This is a genomic window from Variovorax sp. PAMC 28711 (assembly GCF_001577265.1).
GTDB lineage: Bacteria > Pseudomonadota > Gammaproteobacteria > Burkholderiales > Burkholderiaceae_C > Variovorax.
Genome location: NZ_CP014517.1, coordinates 3,678,570 through 3,693,838, shown reverse-complemented (window position 1 = coordinate 3,693,838; position 15,269 = coordinate 3,678,570). Strand labels below are relative to the sequence as shown.

General features: G+C 65.6%; 19 protein-coding genes and 1 tRNA gene. 14 read left to right on the top strand and 6 right to left on the bottom strand.

Features of this window, described 5'->3' with window-relative positions; genetic code table 11:
* Positions 1–111 precede the first annotated feature (111 nt).
* Positions 112–498 (top strand): DUF2784 domain-containing protein, encoded by a 387-nt coding sequence (locus AX767_RS17800; protein ID WP_068633846.1) that lies wholly within the window; start codon positions 112–114, stop codon positions 496–498.
* Here the strand turns inward: AX767_RS17800 and AX767_RS17795 are convergent.
* Positions 471–2,054, bottom strand: a complete 1,584-nt coding sequence (locus AX767_RS17795) for a GGDEF domain-containing protein (protein ID WP_237288490.1) — start codon at positions 2,052–2,054, stop codon at positions 471–473. The genes AX767_RS17800 and AX767_RS17795 overlap by 28 nt on opposite strands.
* A gap of 210 nt (positions 2,055–2,264) precedes the next feature.
* On the opposite strand from AX767_RS17795, the gene AX767_RS17790 reads away from it, so the two are divergent.
* The 6 genes from AX767_RS17790 (at position 2,265) to AX767_RS17765 (ending at position 7,159) form a co-directional block, all read left to right on the top strand.
* Positions 2,265–2,338 (top strand) — tRNA-Gly (locus tag AX767_RS17790).
* Between the two features lie 258 nt (positions 2,339–2,596).
* The gene (locus AX767_RS17785; protein WP_068632537.1) at positions 2,597–3,460 is read left to right on the top strand and encodes a branched-chain amino acid ABC transporter permease; all 864 of its coding nucleotides are present in this window, start codon (positions 2,597–2,599) and stop codon (positions 3,458–3,460) included.
* Positions 3,460–4,467, top strand: coding sequence for a branched-chain amino acid ABC transporter permease (locus tag AX767_RS17780; protein WP_068632536.1), 1,008 nt, complete (start codon positions 3,460–3,462; stop codon positions 4,465–4,467). Before AX767_RS17785 ends, AX767_RS17780 begins: the two co-directional genes overlap by 1 nt.
* The gene (locus AX767_RS17775; protein WP_068633845.1) at positions 4,460–5,254 is read left to right on the top strand and encodes an ABC transporter ATP-binding protein; all 795 of its coding nucleotides are present in this window, start codon (positions 4,460–4,462) and stop codon (positions 5,252–5,254) included. The genes AX767_RS17780 and AX767_RS17775 overlap by 8 nt, the downstream gene beginning before the upstream one ends.
* A complete protein-coding gene (locus AX767_RS17770) occupies positions 5,241–5,948 on the top strand; it encodes an ABC transporter ATP-binding protein (protein WP_068632535.1) in 708 nt (235 codons plus the stop codon). Before AX767_RS17775 ends, AX767_RS17770 begins: the two co-directional genes overlap by 14 nt.
* Before the next feature lie 53 nt (positions 5,949–6,001).
* Positions 6,002–7,159 carry an ABC transporter substrate-binding protein gene (locus tag AX767_RS17765; RefSeq protein ID WP_068632534.1) on the top strand — a complete coding sequence of 386 codons (1,158 nt, stop codon included), beginning with the start codon at positions 6,002–6,004 and terminating at the stop codon, positions 7,157–7,159.
* Positions 7,160–7,341: 182 nt separating this feature from the next.
* On the opposite strand, the gene AX767_RS17760 is transcribed toward AX767_RS17765, so the two are convergent.
* From AX767_RS17760 to AX767_RS17750, 3 genes are all read right to left on the bottom strand, one after another.
* Positions 7,342–7,752, bottom strand: coding sequence for an Hsp20/alpha crystallin family protein (locus AX767_RS17760; RefSeq protein WP_068632533.1), 411 nt, complete (start codon positions 7,750–7,752; stop codon positions 7,342–7,344).
* A 31-nt stretch (positions 7,753–7,783) separates the two neighbouring features.
* Positions 7,784–8,218, bottom strand: a complete 435-nt coding sequence (locus AX767_RS17755; RefSeq protein ID WP_068632532.1) for an Hsp20/alpha crystallin family protein — start codon at positions 8,216–8,218, stop codon at positions 7,784–7,786.
* 124 nt (positions 8,219–8,342) lie between these two features.
* Positions 8,343–8,606 (bottom strand): hypothetical protein, encoded by a 264-nt coding sequence (locus AX767_RS17750; protein ID WP_068632531.1) that lies wholly within the window; start codon positions 8,604–8,606, stop codon positions 8,343–8,345.
* A 248-nt stretch (positions 8,607–8,854) separates the two neighbouring features.
* Between AX767_RS17750 and AX767_RS21435 the strand changes: the two genes are divergently transcribed.
* The 6 genes from AX767_RS21435 (at position 8,855) to AX767_RS22080 (ending at position 10,637) form a co-directional block, all read left to right on the top strand.
* Complete coding sequence (locus AX767_RS21435) at positions 8,855–8,992, top strand: hypothetical protein (protein WP_156481075.1); 138 nt, start codon at positions 8,855–8,857, stop codon at positions 8,990–8,992.
* A gap of 101 nt (positions 8,993–9,093) precedes the next feature.
* Positions 9,094–9,249, top strand: coding sequence for a hypothetical protein (locus tag AX767_RS17745; protein WP_156481074.1), 156 nt, complete (start codon positions 9,094–9,096; stop codon positions 9,247–9,249).
* 23 nt (positions 9,250–9,272) lie between these two features.
* Positions 9,273–9,635, top strand: coding sequence for a hypothetical protein (locus tag AX767_RS17740; protein WP_156481073.1), 363 nt, complete (start codon positions 9,273–9,275; stop codon positions 9,633–9,635).
* Between the two features lie 8 nt (positions 9,636–9,643).
* Entirely contained in the window at positions 9,644–10,024 is a 381-nt protein-coding gene (locus AX767_RS17735) for a phage holin family protein (RefSeq protein WP_156481072.1), read from the top strand.
* Positions 10,017–10,466: a hypothetical protein gene (locus tag AX767_RS17730; protein WP_068632527.1), complete on the top strand. Its 450-nt coding sequence runs from the start codon at positions 10,017–10,019 to the stop codon at positions 10,464–10,466. Before AX767_RS17735 ends, AX767_RS17730 begins: the two co-directional genes overlap by 8 nt.
* Positions 10,467–10,511: 45 nt before the next feature.
* Positions 10,512–10,637: a hypothetical protein gene (locus tag AX767_RS22080; RefSeq protein WP_257721701.1), complete on the top strand. Its 126-nt coding sequence runs from the start codon at positions 10,512–10,514 to the stop codon at positions 10,635–10,637.
* Positions 10,638–10,640: 3 nt separating this feature from the next.
* Here AX767_RS22080 and AX767_RS17725 read toward each other — a convergent pair whose 3' ends face one another.
* Positions 10,641–11,771: a sensor histidine kinase gene (locus AX767_RS17725; protein WP_068632526.1), complete on the bottom strand. Its 1,131-nt coding sequence runs from the start codon at positions 11,769–11,771 to the stop codon at positions 10,641–10,643.
* Positions 11,772–12,070: 299 nt separating this feature from the next.
* On the opposite strand from AX767_RS17725, the gene AX767_RS17720 reads away from it, so the two are divergent.
* Positions 12,071–13,048 carry a ferritin-like domain-containing protein gene (locus AX767_RS17720; protein WP_068632525.1) on the top strand — a complete coding sequence of 326 codons (978 nt, stop codon included), beginning with the start codon at positions 12,071–12,073 and terminating at the stop codon, positions 13,046–13,048.
* A 51-nt stretch (positions 13,049–13,099) separates the two neighbouring features.
* Here the strand turns inward: AX767_RS17720 and AX767_RS17715 are convergent, their stop codons facing one another.
* The gene (locus AX767_RS17715) at positions 13,100–15,268 is read right to left on the bottom strand and encodes a hypothetical protein (protein WP_068633842.1); all 2,169 of its coding nucleotides are present in this window, start codon (positions 15,266–15,268) and stop codon (positions 13,100–13,102) included.
* Position 15,269 lies beyond the last annotated feature (1 nt).

The following is a 15,269-nucleotide window of genomic DNA, read 5'->3' as shown; positions in this document are numbered from 1 at the left end:
CGGAATGCACCCGATTGGCAGCTGAATGCGTGATCGCACGGAACATTCGATTATAGGTTTTGGCCTCTTCTCCGACCGGCGTGGGGAATGCCGGGCGCCTATGCTGAGGCCATGATCAACCGACTGCTTGCCGATGCCGTGCTGGTGGTGCACGGCCTCTTCATCGTGTTCGTGCTGCTGGGCGGCGTGCTCGTATGGCGCTGGCCACGACTCGCCTGGCTGCACCTCCCCGCCGTCGCGTGGGCGGCGTGGGTCGCCTGGGCCGGCTGGATCTGCCCGCTGACGCCCATCGAAAACGCCCTGCGTCACGCCGCCGGCCAGGCCGGCTACAGCGGCGGATTCATCGACCACTACATCGCAGCCGCGATCTATCCGGAGGGACTGACACGCGGTGTGCAGATCGGCCTGGGCGTGTTCGTCGCGCTGCTGAACCTCACGGTGTACGCGTTGCTGTGGCGACGCGTTCGACATCAGCGCCCGCGGGGCGCTACCGCGTGACGGCCGCGGCCGCTCTGCTTTGCCGCGTACATGGCCTTGTCGGCGGCATCCATCAGCGATTGCGGTGTCGCACCGCCGCCCGCGACCGCAACGCCGATCGACACGCTGACGACGGCCTGGACACCGCACACCTGGAGCGGTTCGGCGACCGCGGCAATGCATCGCTCGGCCAGCGTCAGCAACGCCTGTTCCGCAGGCTCTTCAAGAGCAGACGTCAATAGCACGAACTCATCACCGCCAATGCGGGCGACGGTGTCCGTCGGACGCACGAGGCCAAGCAGCCGGCGCGCAATTTCGCAGAGGGCCTGATCGCCAGCCTCATGACCGAAGGTGTCGTTGAGCTGCTTGAATCCGTCGAGATCGAGATAGAGAACCGCGACAGGCGCAGCTCGCTCTCTGGCCTGTGTCAGTGTCTCTCGAAGCCGATCAACCAGCAGCTGCCGATTGGGCAAGCCGGTCAAAGTGTCGTGTGTGGCGAGACGCTTCAACTCGGCCTGGTTGTCGGCCAGCCTGGACAACAGTCGATTGAAGGCGCTGGTCAAATGCCCGATCTCATCGTCTCTCACCACCGGGAAAGGCGCCAGTTCGACTTCGCCGCGTGCCATCCTCTCGGCTTGAACGGCAGCCCGGCTCAACGGGCGCAGCAGCCAAGCCAGGATCAAGCCGATCATGCACAGCACCGCCAGCACGGCGGGGGCACGTTGCGTCAGGATGAACGATTGCATCCGCGCGACAGGCGACAGTGCCTCGGCCATAGGCAAACGCGCCACCACGAACCAATTTGAGCTGGGCACCGATGCGATCGCAGAGATCTCCTCGATGCCTTGTGCATTGCGGGTGGTCCCGCTGCCGCGAAATCCTTGCATCGCCTGGTCGTGCAGCAAATTGATGCCGGCGGGCGGCGTCGACTTGAGGGACATCGTGGTGTCGGTTGATGCGACGAAGAGCTGGTCGCGCGGCGACACCAGCAGAATGCCGCCGGTTTCTCCCACACGGCCGCCCTGCAAATGGTCCAGCAGGCCGTCGGCCGAAAGGTTCGCGGTCCCGACCAGCACCGCGACGACCCGCCCCGCGCTGTCTTGCACTGGCGCGGCGATCGGCAGGCCCACATGGTTTGCGACCGCCAGCGGTTTTCCGACCGTGGTTCGACCGCCCAGTGCGCCCACGAATTCGACCGCGCCAACGACGGGTTGGTCGGCACCCGCCAGCCAGTTGCCTTTGTCGTCTGCGACGACCAGACCGAGCGAAAAAGCAGTGCTGTCTTTGGTGCGTTCGGCCAGCCAGGCATGGAGCCGTTCGGGCTGCGTCAAAAGCCCCTGCGGCAGCCCCAAGGCCACACGTTGCAAAAACGACAGCTTTTCACGCAGGTAATGGTCTACATCGCGGGCGATGTAATTGGCCAGAGCCGTCTGTTGCAGCTGCGCCGACTTGGTCAGGTCCGCGCGCAAAAACCGGGTGAGCTGGAAATAGCTGGTCGCCGTCCCGACGATTGCCATGAGCAGGCCGAGAAGAAGCAGCCGCGTCAACAGACTGCTGGTGAATTTTTTGAAGATCACGTGTTTCGCTGGGTGCTCAGCTTTTCTGGATGCCACTGCGAAGGCGCATCACTCAAGGTCTGCGAACGCGCGGAGCATAAAGCAAAGCGACTGCGTGAAATGGCGCGGGGCGGGCATTCGATCAGCCTCCGGCAAGTGGAAGGAAATCGTCTCGTGCTAGACGGTTTCGCTCAGGCGCCATCAGGACGGACGCTAGAATCCGCAGCCACTGCGGGTGTAGTTCAATGGCAGAACGGCAGCTTCCCAAGCTTCATACGAGGGTTCGATTCCCTTCACCCGCTCCATTGGTTTCCTCGATAGCCAGACCCGTCAAGGGCTTGGCGGGAATCAAATGGTTCGCCTTGCTGTGTCAGTCCACAGCGAACTGCCGTCACATCACCTCGGCACCCGGGACTGCGCAAGCGCAACGGATCGTCGCCGCGAGCCATCCGCATTTGCCCTAGTCCCGGAGGTGACGGCGGCACGGCCCAATTTCGTCCATTGTCTGCGCTGCGCCGAAGCTCTCCCAGAGCGGTCGGCGCCAGAACAAAAACGGAGACGCCATGGATCTTTTTCTTCAGCAGGTGCTCAACGGGCTGACGCTGGGCGGTATCTACAGCCTCGTCGCTCTCGGGCTGACTTTGGTGTACGGCATCCTGCACGTGCCCAATTTTGCGCACGGCGCGTTCTACATGGTCGGCGCCTTCGTCTCCTTCCATCTCATGGTGGCCTGGGGATTGAACTACTGGGTGGCGATGGCGGGGGCCGCCGTGTGCGTGGCGGCACTCGCCACGCTGGCCGAGCGGCTGGTGTTCCATCCGTTGCGCAACGCCGGCGGGCTGCATCCGATGATCGCGGCGATCGGCTTGCTGCTTTTTCTGGAAGCCGGCGCACAAGCCCTCTGGGGCGCGGACTTCCATCGCATGCCGACACCCTATGGCGGGATGGTCGAATTGGGCGGCGTCACCGCCCCGGTGCAGCGCCTGCTGATCATCGGCGCGGCGTTCGGGCTGATGCTGGCGCTGCACCTGTTCCTGACACGCACCGTCATGGGCTCGACCATCGTGGCGATGGCGCAGAACCGCGATGGCGCTTCGCTCGTGGGCATCGATGCCAACCGCGTGGCGATGCTCACCTTCGCCATCTCGGGCGCCCTCGCCGCCATTGCAGCGGCGCTGTTCGCCCCGATCAACCTGGTGTTTCCATCAATGGGCAATCTGGTCATCACCAAGGCCTTCGTGATCATCATCCTGGGCGGCATGGGAAGCGTGCCGGGCGCCATCGTCGGCGGGCTGATCATCGGCTTCGCGGAGAGCTTCGGTGCCTTCTACATCTCGACCGACTACAAGGACATCATCGCCTTCGCCATCCTGGTGATCATCCTGTCGTTTCGCCCGCAAGGCATCTTCTCGAAGGGGGCGCACTGATGAGCGCGCGCGCCGCGCGCATCGGCTGGGCCCTGCTGTTCCTGGCCGGCATCGCATTCCCCCTGCTGGCCCGAAACGACTACCACCTCACGGTGATGTCGACCGCCTACATCTTCGCGCTGGCCACTTTGGGTCTCAATTTGCTGGTGGGCTACACGGGGCAGTTCAACCTCGCGCACAGCGGCTTCATGGCCGTGGGTGCCTATACGGTGGGCATCCTCACCGTCGACCACCACGTTCCGTTCTGGATCGCCTTTGCGCTGTCGGGTGTTTTCGCCACGGTGCTGGGCTTCTTCGTGGGCATCGTGTCGTTGCGACTCAAGGGCCATTTCTTCTCGATCTTCACCCTGTCGGTCGGCTACATCATGTTTTTGGTCATTGAGAAATGGGACAGCCTGACGCATGGCGCCGTCGGCATCATCGGCATCCCGGTGCCCACGCCGATCGGCCCGCTCCACTTCGACACGCCGCTGTCGCTCTACTACCTGGTGTTCGCGGTGCTGGTGGTGGGCGTGTGGCTGATGCAGCGCATCACGCGCTCGCTGCTCGGGCGCACCTTTATCGCCATTCGCAACAGCGATGCGCTGGCCGAGTCGCTGGGCATCAACCTGATGCGAAACAAGTTGCTGGCGTTCATGCTGTCGGTGTTTTACGCGGGCATGGCGGGTGGCCTCTATGCCGGCTTCGTGCGCTTCCTCGGGCCCGGCCTCGCCGGCGTCGAAACCACCTTCGACATGACCGTGTCGATGCTGGTCGGTGGACTGGGCACCGTGCTCGGTCCGCTGCTCGGCGCGATCATGATGCCGTGGCTCGCGCAGTACCTGCAGTTCCTGCAGGAGTACCGTTTCATCGTGTTCGGGCCGATCCTCATCCTGCTGGTGATCTTCGTACCGCACGGCATTGTCGGCACGTTCGTGGCCTGGCGCGTGCGGCGTGCTGCGGCACAGCGCTCGGCCACGCCGCCAGCGACGACTGCGGCTGCGGCTGAAGGAGCGCGTCGTGCTTGAAATCAGTCATCTCACCAAACGCTTCGGCGGGCTCGCGGCGGTCAACGACGTGAGCACCACGATCGAAGCCGGCCGCATCAACGCCATCATCGGACCCAATGGCGCGGGCAAGACGACCTTCTTCAACCTGATCAACGGCGTGCACCGGCCCACGAGCGGCAAGATCGTGTTCAAGGGGCAGGACGTCACCAACCTCCCCGCCGACCAGATGGCACGGCTGGGCATCGCGCGAACCTTCCAGGCCACGTCGCTGTTCGACGTGGCGAGCGTGCTCGACAACCTGATCGTCGGCCACCGCCTGCGCACGCACTCCAATCTCTGGGATGTGCTGATCGGCTCCAGGCGGCTCAAGCAGGAGGAGCACATCTGCCGCGAGAAGGCGCGTGCGGCGCTCGACTTCGTCGGGCTCGCGCACCTGGAGCATCGCGTGGCCGGCGACATCTCGCAGGAAGAACGCAAGCGGCTCGCGTTTGCGCTGGCGATCTCGACGGAGCCCTCGCTGGTGCTGCTGGACGAACCCGCCGGTGGCGTCAATCCCGACGAGACCGTCGGCCTGGCCGACCTGATCCGCAAGATGGTGAAGAGCGGCCTCACCGTCTGCCTGATCGAGCACAAGATGGACATGATCATGAGCCTTGCCGACAAGATCCTGGTGCTGAACTACGGGGAGCGAATCGCCGAAGGCACGCCGGCCGAGATCCGCGCCAACCCGGCCGTCATCGATGCCTACCTCGGCACCGATCACGAGGGCATCGACCACCTGGAGGCCGTCGATGCTCGCGCTTGACAACGTCAGCCTCAACTACGGGAGCTTCCGTGCGCTCGACGGCGTGACGCTGCACGCGCGCGAGGGCGAACTGGTGGTGCTGCTCGGCGCGAACGGCGCTGGCAAGAGCTCCATCTTCCTGACCGCCAGCGGCCTGCAGAAGGCCGCCGGCGGAAGCATCAAGTTCCACGAGCGCGAGCTGGTCGGCATGAAGCCCTCGCAAATCGTTTCGTCGGGCGTCGTGCAGTGCCCCGAGGGACGCAAGCTCTTTCCGCAGATGTCGGTCATGAAGAACCTCATGCTGGGTGCCTACGTGCACCGGAGCGACCGGGCCGGCAACCAGAAAGTGCTGGAAGAAGTGCTCGGTCTGTTCCCGATCCTCGACGAGAAAAAAGACGATCCGGCCGGCTCGCTGAGCGGCGGCCAACAGCAGATGGTGGCGATCGGACGCGCGCTGATGGGGCGACCCAAGGCGCTGCTGCTCGACGAGCCGTCGTTCGGGCTCGCTCCGCTGGTGGTCAAGATGGTGTTCGAGGTCATCAGCCGCATCAACAAGGCCGGCACGACCGTGTTGCTGGCGGAGCAGAACGCGTTCGCGGCGCTTCGCATCGCCCATCGTGCGTACGTGCTGGAGCGCGGGCGCATCGTGCTCGAGGGCAACCCCGAAAGCCTCCTCAACAACGAGGCGGTGCGGCGCGCATACATCGGCGCTTGAGCGGCGCGGCGCCGGCCCGCGATGAGTTTTTTCAACACACGAAGGAGACTGACATGAGCTTGAAATTCACCCGTCTTGCCACCGCATTGGCGGCCGGCCTGGCACTCACCGCCCCCGCACTGGCCCAGGAGGTCGTGAAGATCGGCTTCTCGGGGCCGCTGAGCGGCGGCGCCGCGCTTTACGGCAAGAACGTGCTCGACGGCATGACGATGGCGGTGGACGAAATCAACGCCGCCGGGTTCGAGGTGGCGGGCAAGAAGTACAAGCTCGAAATCGTCGCGCTCGACGACAAGTACAACCCGTCGGAAACCGCCATCAACGCCCAGCGCCTCGTGCAGGAAAGCAAGACGCCGGCGATTCTGGTGCCGCACTCGGGCGGCATCTATGCGCTGCAGACCAACAACGAAGCGCAGAAGTATCTGGTGCTGGCCTACAGCAGCACGCCGCAGATCACGGCCCGCGGCAACAAGCTCACGCTGCGGATTCCGCCGGACTTCACCACCTACATCGAGCCGTTCATCAACTACACGACGAAGAAGTTCGGCAAGAACGTCGCCATCGCCGATGCCGACCACGACTATGCGAAAGCATGGAACGCCGCCTTCAAGCCACTGCTCGAAAAGGCCGGCGGCAAGGTAGTGGCCGACAACCCCATGAGCTACACGCGGGCCACGGACTTCTACAGCGGGGTCAGTCGCGCGCTGGCCGGCAAGCCGGACGTGATGTTCATCGGCGGCCCATCGGAGCCGACCGGGCTGGTGGTCAAGCAGGCGCGCGAGCTGGGCTTCAAGGGCGGCTTCATCCTGATCGACCAGGCCAAGCTGGACGAGGTCGCCAAGGTCAGCGGCGGCTACGCCTCGCTCAACGGCGCCATCGGCGTGTTGCCCGTCATGGAAGACAAGCTGCCCGAGTCGGTCGCGTTCGTGCAGCGCTTCCAGAAGCTCTATCCGAACCGGCTCGCGACCTCCGAAACCTCGCTGAACTACAGCGCGGTGCAAGCGACCGCGCGGGCCATGAAGCTGGCCGGCACGGTGACGGATGCCACCGCCATCCGCGCCAAGCTCAGCGAAGCGTTCAAGACGATGCCGCGCAAGGAAAACATGTTCGGCGTGTCCGGCGTGGACGCCACCGGCAGTTCGGAAGCCGACGGCCGCGCGGGCGTGGTCGAGGACGGCAAGATCCGGGAAGTCATGCTGAACTCGTTCAAGTAAACGCAGCGTCGCCGGCCACGCGCCCGGCGACGCCTAGCGGCAACTCGCCGCCGCGACCCAGGTGTCCCGCATGAACCTGCACGCCGCCCGGACCTCCGGCTCCCGGGCCAGCCACGGCGGGAATCGGCAATCACTTGCGCCGTCATGGCGACCTCCATTTCTGATGCCGTTGTCGCCGGGGCTCACGCCACATGGACCGCGATGCGTCGCGGCTTCGCATGCTCTGCCCTGGGGATCGTCAGCTTGAGCACGCCGTGGCTCATCTCTGCCGCCACACGGTCGACGTCGAGCTCCTTGCTGAGCGTGAAGCTGCGCCGGAACCGCTGGAAGCCGACCTCGGTGTGGCTCGACTGCAGTCCCTGCGGCAGCGACAGGTCGAGCCGGGCATCGATCTTGAGCGTCCCGGCCTCGATCTCCAGATGAAGCGCTTCCCGGTTCACGCCTGGCAGGTCGGCATAGAGCGTGATGGCATGGGCGTCTTCCACCACATCCACCGGTGGCATCAGCGTGGACTCACCTTGGGGGTTGCGGTCGTCGACCTCGCGGCCCTGCACCGCGCGAGCGGCACGATCCTGGTTTCGAAGTTCGTTCATTGGCGTCTCCTTCAAACGTTGGGTCTGGATGTCACTGGACCGGGATGCGCCGCGGTTGCGCCGAAGCGCGGCGCGGCACCGTGATGCGCAGGATGCCGTTCTCGTAACGCGCGTTCACCGCTTCGGGGTCGGCGTCTTCGGGCAGGCTCAGCACACGCTGGAAGCGCCCCGCGAACCGCTCGTTGATGTGGACGGCGGCCTGCGCGTCGCGCTGCACGCTGGCTGGGCGCTCGCCGGACACGGTCAGGATGCCGCGGTCGAGGGAGATGTCCAGGGTGGCCGGATCGAGGCCGGGCGCGAAACCATGCACATGGATCGCGTCGCCGGTGCTGCCGACATTCAGGGCCGGGAAGCCGCCCCTTCCGAAGCCTCGGATGGCGGGAGAGAGTTCGAGCGCTTGCTGCATGTCCCGCTGCAGCTGCTCCAGTTCAGCGTACATGTCCCGCGGGAAGAGAGATCGGTACATCGCAAATACCTCCATTCAGGGTTGAACAGGGCACCAGAGGCGTCCTCCGGCGCATCCGGCATCTGAACTAGAGGCGGGCAAACGCTTTTCAAGGGGCTTTTTTTTCAGCCGCCCCGCGGCCGGACTAATCCCGACTTTTTTGCCGGTGGCTCGACTCGGCGAGTGCCTCGATGCGCGTGTATTGCGCCACTGCGGCCGCCAGGTCTTCGCCGCGGATGCCGTGGGCTGCGGCGCGATGGCGCATCTCGTCGGTCAGCGCACGCGGCGCATTCGCGGGCGCGCTGGCGAGACGCGTCGTAGCGTTGCAAAAAGTTTCCGCGAGATCGCGGACTTCCTGCGGAAAGCGGGCCTTGTAGGCAAGTAGGAGCTCTTCGAGAGTGGGTTCCATGGGTCGGTACAAAAAGTGTTTGAGAGCCTTTGCATGGTGACGGCAATTCAGCCCTTCATTTGCGCAAAGAGCGCTCGTCCTGCAAGGCGTCGCTGCTTGTACCGGGATCGACAGTGGCCGCCCGACAGGAACGTCAGCCTCTCTCTCGAGGGAAACACATGGCCGACGACCTCGACAACAGCGGCGTGCAGGTCCGCATAAAGCAGTGACGACCCTCAAGCCGGATCGGCATGCGCCACCGCCAGCGCATGCCTTTTTCCGCGTGCGCCGCGCGCAAGTACAACCTTCAGAACGTCGACGGCCTGCCGCCGGCCGTGGCGCTCCAGCAGCAGCGCGGCACGCCGAGTACGCGCTCGTCGCTCGCCGGACCATCGCACATTTTGTAAGGCGGTGTGCGACGGGTAAGGCCATGTAGTTTTCGCATCCGTTCGAACGGGCCCCGCGTAAACGGCGCATGAAATCTGCCTTGAATCCGAAACCCGACCTGATGACCAAGCCCCAAGATCTGCAAGACGATGAATTGCTGGCGCTCTCGTTCGAGTGGCGTCGTCGCGTGCTGCGCGGCGTGAAGGATGCGCGCGCTTACGCCAACGCGCTTGCGAGCGAAGTCCGTTCGCGCTTCGGCCCGGCACGTGACGCCTGAGACGATCCCCACGAGGGTTGGGCATGCGCCTACGCACCGATCCCGGTATGCCCCACAGACAGGCGGCGCCGCGCGCGGCACAGTTCTTTTCACGCTGGCGCGGTGCCGGCGACAACAAAGGAACTCTCATGAACGACTTCAACAAATCTCCGGAACAGCTTGTCGACGACGCCGCAGACACGGGCCGCGCCTATGCCAAGGACGCCGTCAACGCGACGGGCAAGAAAATCGACAGCGTGAAGTCGCAGTTGAGCCAGACCACCGATGCCCTGACGAAGGCGATCCACGATGAGCCGGTGAAGGCGGTGCTGATCACCGCCGTCGTCAGCTCGGTGCTCACCGCGCTCGTCATTGCCGCGATCCGTGGCGAAGACCATTACTTCTGAGCAGCGCCGTGATCCATCCCATTTTCATGACGGCGTTGCGCCGTCCTGAACTGCTGTTCAACCACTTCGCGAACTACGCCGAACTGGTCAAGTCGGAGGTCACCTCCATCGGCTCGTCGCTCGCGATTCGGGCGGCCAGCGCGGCCATCGCGGTGGTGGCCCTGCTGCTGGCGCTCGGCCTCACCGGCGTTGCCGTCATGCTGGGCGTTCTTCGCGCCGAATTCCATTGGGTGCTGGTGATCGTTCCTGGCGTGGCATGGCTGCTGGCGCTGATCGGCGCAACGCTGGCGATGCGTTCGACCATGAAGCGCAAGGTCGACGATGTCACCGACGAAGTCGAGGCCGACATGACCATGCTGCGCCTCATCCAGAAAGCCAAAAATGATTGATGCTGCGACACCCCTCACTGCCAAGGCCAAGCTGGCACTGTCGAGGGCCGAACTGCTGGCGGCCATGGGCTACGAAGCGCTGGACAGCGCGACCGATGGCGAGGCGGCCGTGGCGCCTTTGCCCAAGCCCGCGTCGACCTCGGCTGGTGCCTCCATCGCCGCGAAGGTCAGCCAGAGCTTCGTGGGGCAGTGGTGGCATCGCCATCCGCTCAACAGCGCGGTGCAGCTCGCGCAGCCATTTCTCGAAAGCTACGCCGACAAGAATCCCGGCAAGCTGATCGCCTATGGCGCCGGCACCGGCGCGCTGCTGTGGGTCATCAAGCCGTGGAAGCTGCTCTCGGCCGCGACCGTGGTGACGCTGGTTCTCCGCAGCTCGAACATCGCCGGGATCGTCGCGAACGCGGTCACCAACGTGGGCCGTCCACGGGGTCCTGGCGCCTGACCGACGCCCCTGCCATGTCGTGAGCTCAGCAGAAGGATCCCGTCGATGCCGTCCCCCGCAGAAAAGCCACCGAAGCGCATGAATCTCTGGCTGCGTGGCGGCCTGGTCATCGGGACCGCGACCGCCGTGGTGTGGGTCTGGCCCTACGTGCTGCGCCGGATGTTCGAATGAGCGCTACGCCAGCCTGCGCAGCGGCAGACTGATCGTGAAAACGCACCCCTTGCCCGGCAGGTCTCGCACGGTCAAGCGTCCACGGTCCGCCTCGACACTGCGTCTCGCGATGGACAACCCCAACCCGAGGCCCCGCTTGTCGTCGAAGCCTTGCTCAAAAGGCTTGAAGAGCGTATCGGCGCTGCCCTTGGGAAGTCCGCCACAGCAGTCCTCGACATCAATGTCGATCGAATCAGAGGACGAATGCACGTGGAGCTTGATCTCGCTCCCCGGGCGGGTGAACTTGAAGGCGTTCTGCAGCAAGTTACCGAGCGCCGCCAACAAGAGTTCGCGATTGCCTTCGATGGCGAGTGGGGCTTCCACTTCCGCAATACGGAGCGTGCACCCCGTGTCGGCCGCGTAGAGCTCGGCGACGCGACCGGCATCCGCCACGAAAATTGCGAGCGAGAAGAGGCGCGGATTCAAGGGCCCCAGAGCCGCATCGCGGACAGCCGCCAAGGATTGGTTGATCAAGCCTTCCATCGAGCCGAGGCTGCGCTTGAGCACCGCACCCGTCGAACCGCCCACCGGAAGCCTGCCTGACTCCAGGGCTGCAAACGCGAGCTTGGCGACATGCAGGTGGTTGCGCAACTCGTGCGCGAGAAAGCCTAGCCGTTCGTTCTCCTCCTCGGCCTGTCGTCTCGCCACTTCCACGTCGCGCTGGGCAGCGAACTCGGTCACTGCGTCGGCGATGGCGTTGTCTAGGCAGCGGTTCAACGTGCGGAACTGATCGACCGAAAATGGCGCGTCGCGCTCGACGGCGAGGTCCGTGATGGCCTGGCACAGATCGCCATAGTCATGGACGACTTGGTCAACGGTGTAGCCGAGCCCGAGCAGCTCGCCGCCATGAATCGTCGCCGAAACGCCCATCTCCGAGAGCGCCGAACCGTCGCCTCCCGACGCCCCTGAAATTTGAAGTCCACCGGCAGCGTCACCCTCACCCTCGGCTTCCAGCGTGCGCGCCAGTTGATCGAGAAACATCGGGACGCCGTGCGACAGCTGCTGCAAGGTCGCGTCTCGCAACGGCCTCAACGCGACCTTGGCCTTGCATCGTCGAATGAGTTCGTCGCGATTGTTCAGTAGGAAACGGCGCATGGCGATGGCCCTGGTGGGCTGCGGCGTGGCGCCGGTCGCAGCAGGGTGGTGGCGGAATCGTCTCGCGTCGCCGGAATTGGATTGCAGTATGCGCCAAGGTCGAGGGGTGGCGACTCACTACCGATCGCGGAGTGCACAGAGAGTGCGGATCGGCTCTCGGTCGCCGTTGTCGAGATCGCTGCGAGGACTTTGGCGGGGCTGTGCGCCGCCGGCCTACGCCGATGGTGAGAGCGCGACGACACGGGCGTTCCGTTCGCAAGGAGACATTGACGCTTCCTTTTCATTCTCAGGAGACTCAGATGGCAACAGACGACGGACAACTCGGCAACGGCGAACCGAATCGCGACCCCCTCACCGGTGCGCGCGGTGCGCATCCGGTCGGTACGGGTGTCGGCGCCACCGGCGGTGCGGTGGCGGGTGCCGCAGCCGGCTCGCTCGCCGGCCCCGTCGGCACGGTGGTCGGCCTGGTGGCCGGCGCCGTGGTGGGCGGTCTGGGTGGCAAAGCCGCCGCGGAAAGCATCAACCCGACGATGGAAGAAGCCTACTGGCGCGAGAACCATGCCAAGCAGGATTACGTGGTGGGCAACCGCCCGTACGACGACTACGGCCCGGCCTACGAGATGGGCTGGAGCGGTCGCGCAGAGCGCGGAACCGATTTCGCCGCCGTCGAACCGGCAATGGCCAGCGAATGGGAAACGCGTCGCGGAAGTTCCAGCCTGGACTGGGCCGACGCACGCCCCGCCACGCTCGCGGCCTGGGACCGTGTCGACGACACCTACTACGGCAAGCAGGCGAACGGCAGCGACATCGTGAACCACGAAGACCTGTCGAACGACGACGTGGTCGACATCCTGAACGACCTGCTGGAAAACGCGCGCGACGGCGAGTACGGCTTTCGCGCATGCGCCGAGCAGGTCGAAACGGCCAACGCGAAGCAGCTGTTCGCGAGCCGCGCCGACGGCTGTCGCAAGGCGGGCGAAGAACTGATGTCGTTGATCCGCAGCTACGGCGGCGAACCGGCTTCGGGCGGCACGGCAGCCGGCGCGCTGCATCGCGGCTGGGTGCAAATCAAGGGCAGCGTCGGCGCCGACAGCGAACTCTCGATCCTCGAATCGTGCGAGCGCGGCGAAGACACCGCCATCGCGCGCTATCGCAAGGCACTCAAGCAGAGCCTGCCGGCCGACGTGCGCGCCGCGGTGCAGGAACAGGCCGATGGCGCCCAGCGCAACCACGACCAGATCCGCGACCTGCGCAACGCTGCACGCGAACGCGCCTGATCGACAGCCCATTTAAAAAGGCCCCTCGGGGCCTTTTTTTCGTCTGGGGTCTCAGGGCAGCGGCGACGCGACGCTGGCCGGTGGCGCGTGCCGCCATGCCGGCGGCAGTCGCCCATCGAGCCAGTCCATGCGCCACGCCAGAACCGCGAGCGCGCAAACGAGCACCACGACCGCGCCGAGGCAGGTCTTGCCATGGCGATCGCGGTAGCGATTGCCCCCGACGCGCTCGGCGCCGGCCGGCATGCGCGCGGTTTGCGAGAGCATGCCGCCCAGTCGCACGTTGACCTTCATGCGCCCGTTGATCGCCCACCCGCTCGCATCGAGGATCGGCCCCAGGCTGCGCTGCCGCAGCTTGAGCCACGCGATCAGCATGCTCGGGCCGGAAATGGCGATGACGATGCCGAGCAACGCCACCGGAATCCATTGCCCCAGGTCGATGAACTTCGCAAAGATGCCGACCATGACCGCGCTGATGCTGCCCATCGCCACGCCGATTGCGGCGACCGTGCCGACATCGATGCGGCCGCCCGGTGCCATCGCGACCGGCTTCGCCGCGGGGGTGCCGGCGGCGCCCGCTTTTCCTGGCACCGCCAGCGTGCTGGCGAGCGATTGCAGCGAGCCCTGCGCGCTCGCATCGCTCGCGGCAGCGCGCTTGGCCACCTGCTCCTCGATCATGCGAACGAATTTCTTGTAGGGCGAGAAAAATGCCTGCGCCACGCTCGTCGGGTTCTCGATCAGCTTGGTCACGGTCGCGTCCCAGTCGCGGCCCCGCCGGTCGTAGAACACGCCGTTGCGCCCGGCAAAAAGAAAGTCGACGTCGCCTGCGGTGAAGGCCGCGACGATGCTCATCTTTTCGCCCTGCCGCGTGCAGTCGCAGTACGCCAGGCAGGTCTTGGCAAGACCGGCCAGTGCCGCGTGTCTGGCCGTGTCTTGCACCTGCACGGTGAGCTCGCAACTGCGGCCGTCCAGGTACAGGGTGCCGGCCTGGAAGATCGCCCCTTCGCGCTGATAGAACGCGCGAAACGACACGAAGTTGTTGAGCAGCACCACCAGGTCGCGCTGCAGCCGCACCAGCTTTTCGAGGTCGACCAGCATCGTGTTGTGGGCCTCGACCGCCAGGTCTTCGTCGATCAGTGCGCGCACCGCGTCGCGTGAGCGCAAGGCGTCGTCGATCGCCTCCGCAGCCCACGCCGACAGCGCCCCGACGGGCCGCCGGGCGCGCCAGCCGTCGCACGGTGCGAGCCGCGCCTGCACCGCCTGCCACTGCGCATCCGACAGGCTCTCGCACGGCCCGAGCAACGGCACCACGGCGGCCTCCACAAAGGCATCGAGTGCGTCCGTCCAGGCCGGGTTGAGACTGCTGCCCGCGAGCGGCAATGTGCGGCCCGGCGTGACCGGTGCCAGCGGCAGTTCCGCGATGGCGCCGGCGCCCAGGTCGAGGGTCGACAACGACAGTGCATCGTAGTTTTCGGGCGACGGGTTGAGTGCCGTCACGGCCTGGATGTCGTAGGCCGCGACACGGCAGCGCGCAAAAAAATCGTCGACTTTCGCGCGCACCGCATGCAGGGCTTCGGAGGCCGCCTGCGTGCGGTCGCCGAGCGGCATCGAGGCCGCGTCCTGCAACACGGCGTCGGTCTGCCAGGCGTGCATGGCCTCGGCGGCTTCGAAGAAGGCGTCGGCACGCGCGCGGTCGATGCCCGGCCGTGCGTCGTGGCGATCGGGGACACCGCCCTGCGTGTCCAGAATGCGTTCGATCGTGGTGCGCACCGCCGCATCGTCGGCGGTGTCGGGCGTGACGATGCCGTCGCCGTTGAAGCGCATCGCAGCGAGCCATTCGCTGCGTCCCGAAATATCGGCGAGCGTGAACGCCGTGGCAGCCGGTTTGCCCAGCAGGTCGAGCATCCGCCGCGCCTCGCGGGCGAGTTGCGCACCCGCCGCCGTGTTTTCGTCCAGATCGGCCAGCGCCACCGTGTCGCCACCGGCCAGCAAGGTGTCGGGGTTGCGCAATCGTTCGCACGCCCACAGGCACGCCGCGATGAGTTCGGGCGGACGCACGCGTGCATCGCCGTCGGCATCGATCAGATCCAGCGTGCGGCCGTCGACCTGCAGGCCGCGCGTCGGGCAGGCCAACGCGACCCACAGCTTCTGGTCGAGCTCGCCGAGGCGGGCGATGTCTTGGCCACTGCGAAAGACGACCTGGTCGACACCGCCGGCGCGCATG

What these genes read in the sequence shown, in the direction of transcription:
- AX767_RS17760 (WP_068632533.1), bottom strand. Translation starts at nt 7,752, where the DNA reads ATGAACGAACTTCGAAACCAGGATCGTGCCGCTCGCGCGGTGCAGGGC.
- AX767_RS17730 (WP_068632527.1), top strand. Translation starts at nt 10,017, where the DNA reads ATGATTGATGCTGCGACACCCCTCACTGCCAAGGCCAAGCTGGCACTG.
- AX767_RS17750 (WP_068632531.1), bottom strand. Translation starts at nt 8,606, where the DNA reads ATGGAACCCACTCTCGAAGAGCTCCTACTTGCCTACAAGGCCCGCTTT.
- AX767_RS17740 (WP_156481073.1), top strand. Translation starts at nt 9,273, where the DNA reads ATGCGCCTACGCACCGATCCCGGTATGCCCCACAGACAGGCGGCGCCG.
- AX767_RS17765 (WP_068632534.1), top strand. Translation starts at nt 6,002, where the DNA reads ATGAGCTTGAAATTCACCCGTCTTGCCACCGCATTGGCGGCCGGCCTG.
- AX767_RS21435 (WP_156481075.1), top strand. Translation starts at nt 8,855, where the DNA reads ATGCCTTTTTCCGCGTGCGCCGCGCGCAAGTACAACCTTCAGAACGTC.
- AX767_RS17800 (WP_068633846.1), top strand. Translation starts at nt 112, where the DNA reads ATGATCAACCGACTGCTTGCCGATGCCGTGCTGGTGGTGCACGGCCTC.
- AX767_RS17715 (WP_068633842.1), bottom strand. Translation starts at nt 15,268, where the DNA reads ATGCGCGCCGGCGGTGTCGACCAGGTCGTCTTTCGCAGTGGCCAAGAC.
- AX767_RS17720 (WP_068632525.1), top strand. Translation starts at nt 12,071, where the DNA reads ATGGCAACAGACGACGGACAACTCGGCAACGGCGAACCGAATCGCGAC.
- AX767_RS17785 (WP_068632537.1), top strand. Translation starts at nt 2,597, where the DNA reads ATGGATCTTTTTCTTCAGCAGGTGCTCAACGGGCTGACGCTGGGCGGT.
- AX767_RS17745 (WP_156481074.1), top strand. Translation starts at nt 9,094, where the DNA reads ATGACCAAGCCCCAAGATCTGCAAGACGATGAATTGCTGGCGCTCTCG.
- AX767_RS17755 (WP_068632532.1), bottom strand. Translation starts at nt 8,218, where the DNA reads ATGTACCGATCTCTCTTCCCGCGGGACATGTACGCTGAACTGGAGCAG.
- AX767_RS17725 (WP_068632526.1), bottom strand. Translation starts at nt 11,771, where the DNA reads ATGCGCCGTTTCCTACTGAACAATCGCGACGAACTCATTCGACGATGC.
- AX767_RS22080 (WP_257721701.1), top strand. Translation starts at nt 10,512, where the DNA reads ATGCCGTCCCCCGCAGAAAAGCCACCGAAGCGCATGAATCTCTGGCTG.
- AX767_RS17770 (WP_068632535.1), top strand. Translation starts at nt 5,241, where the DNA reads ATGCTCGCGCTTGACAACGTCAGCCTCAACTACGGGAGCTTCCGTGCG.
- AX767_RS17780 (WP_068632536.1), top strand. Translation starts at nt 3,460, where the DNA reads ATGAGCGCGCGCGCCGCGCGCATCGGCTGGGCCCTGCTGTTCCTGGCC.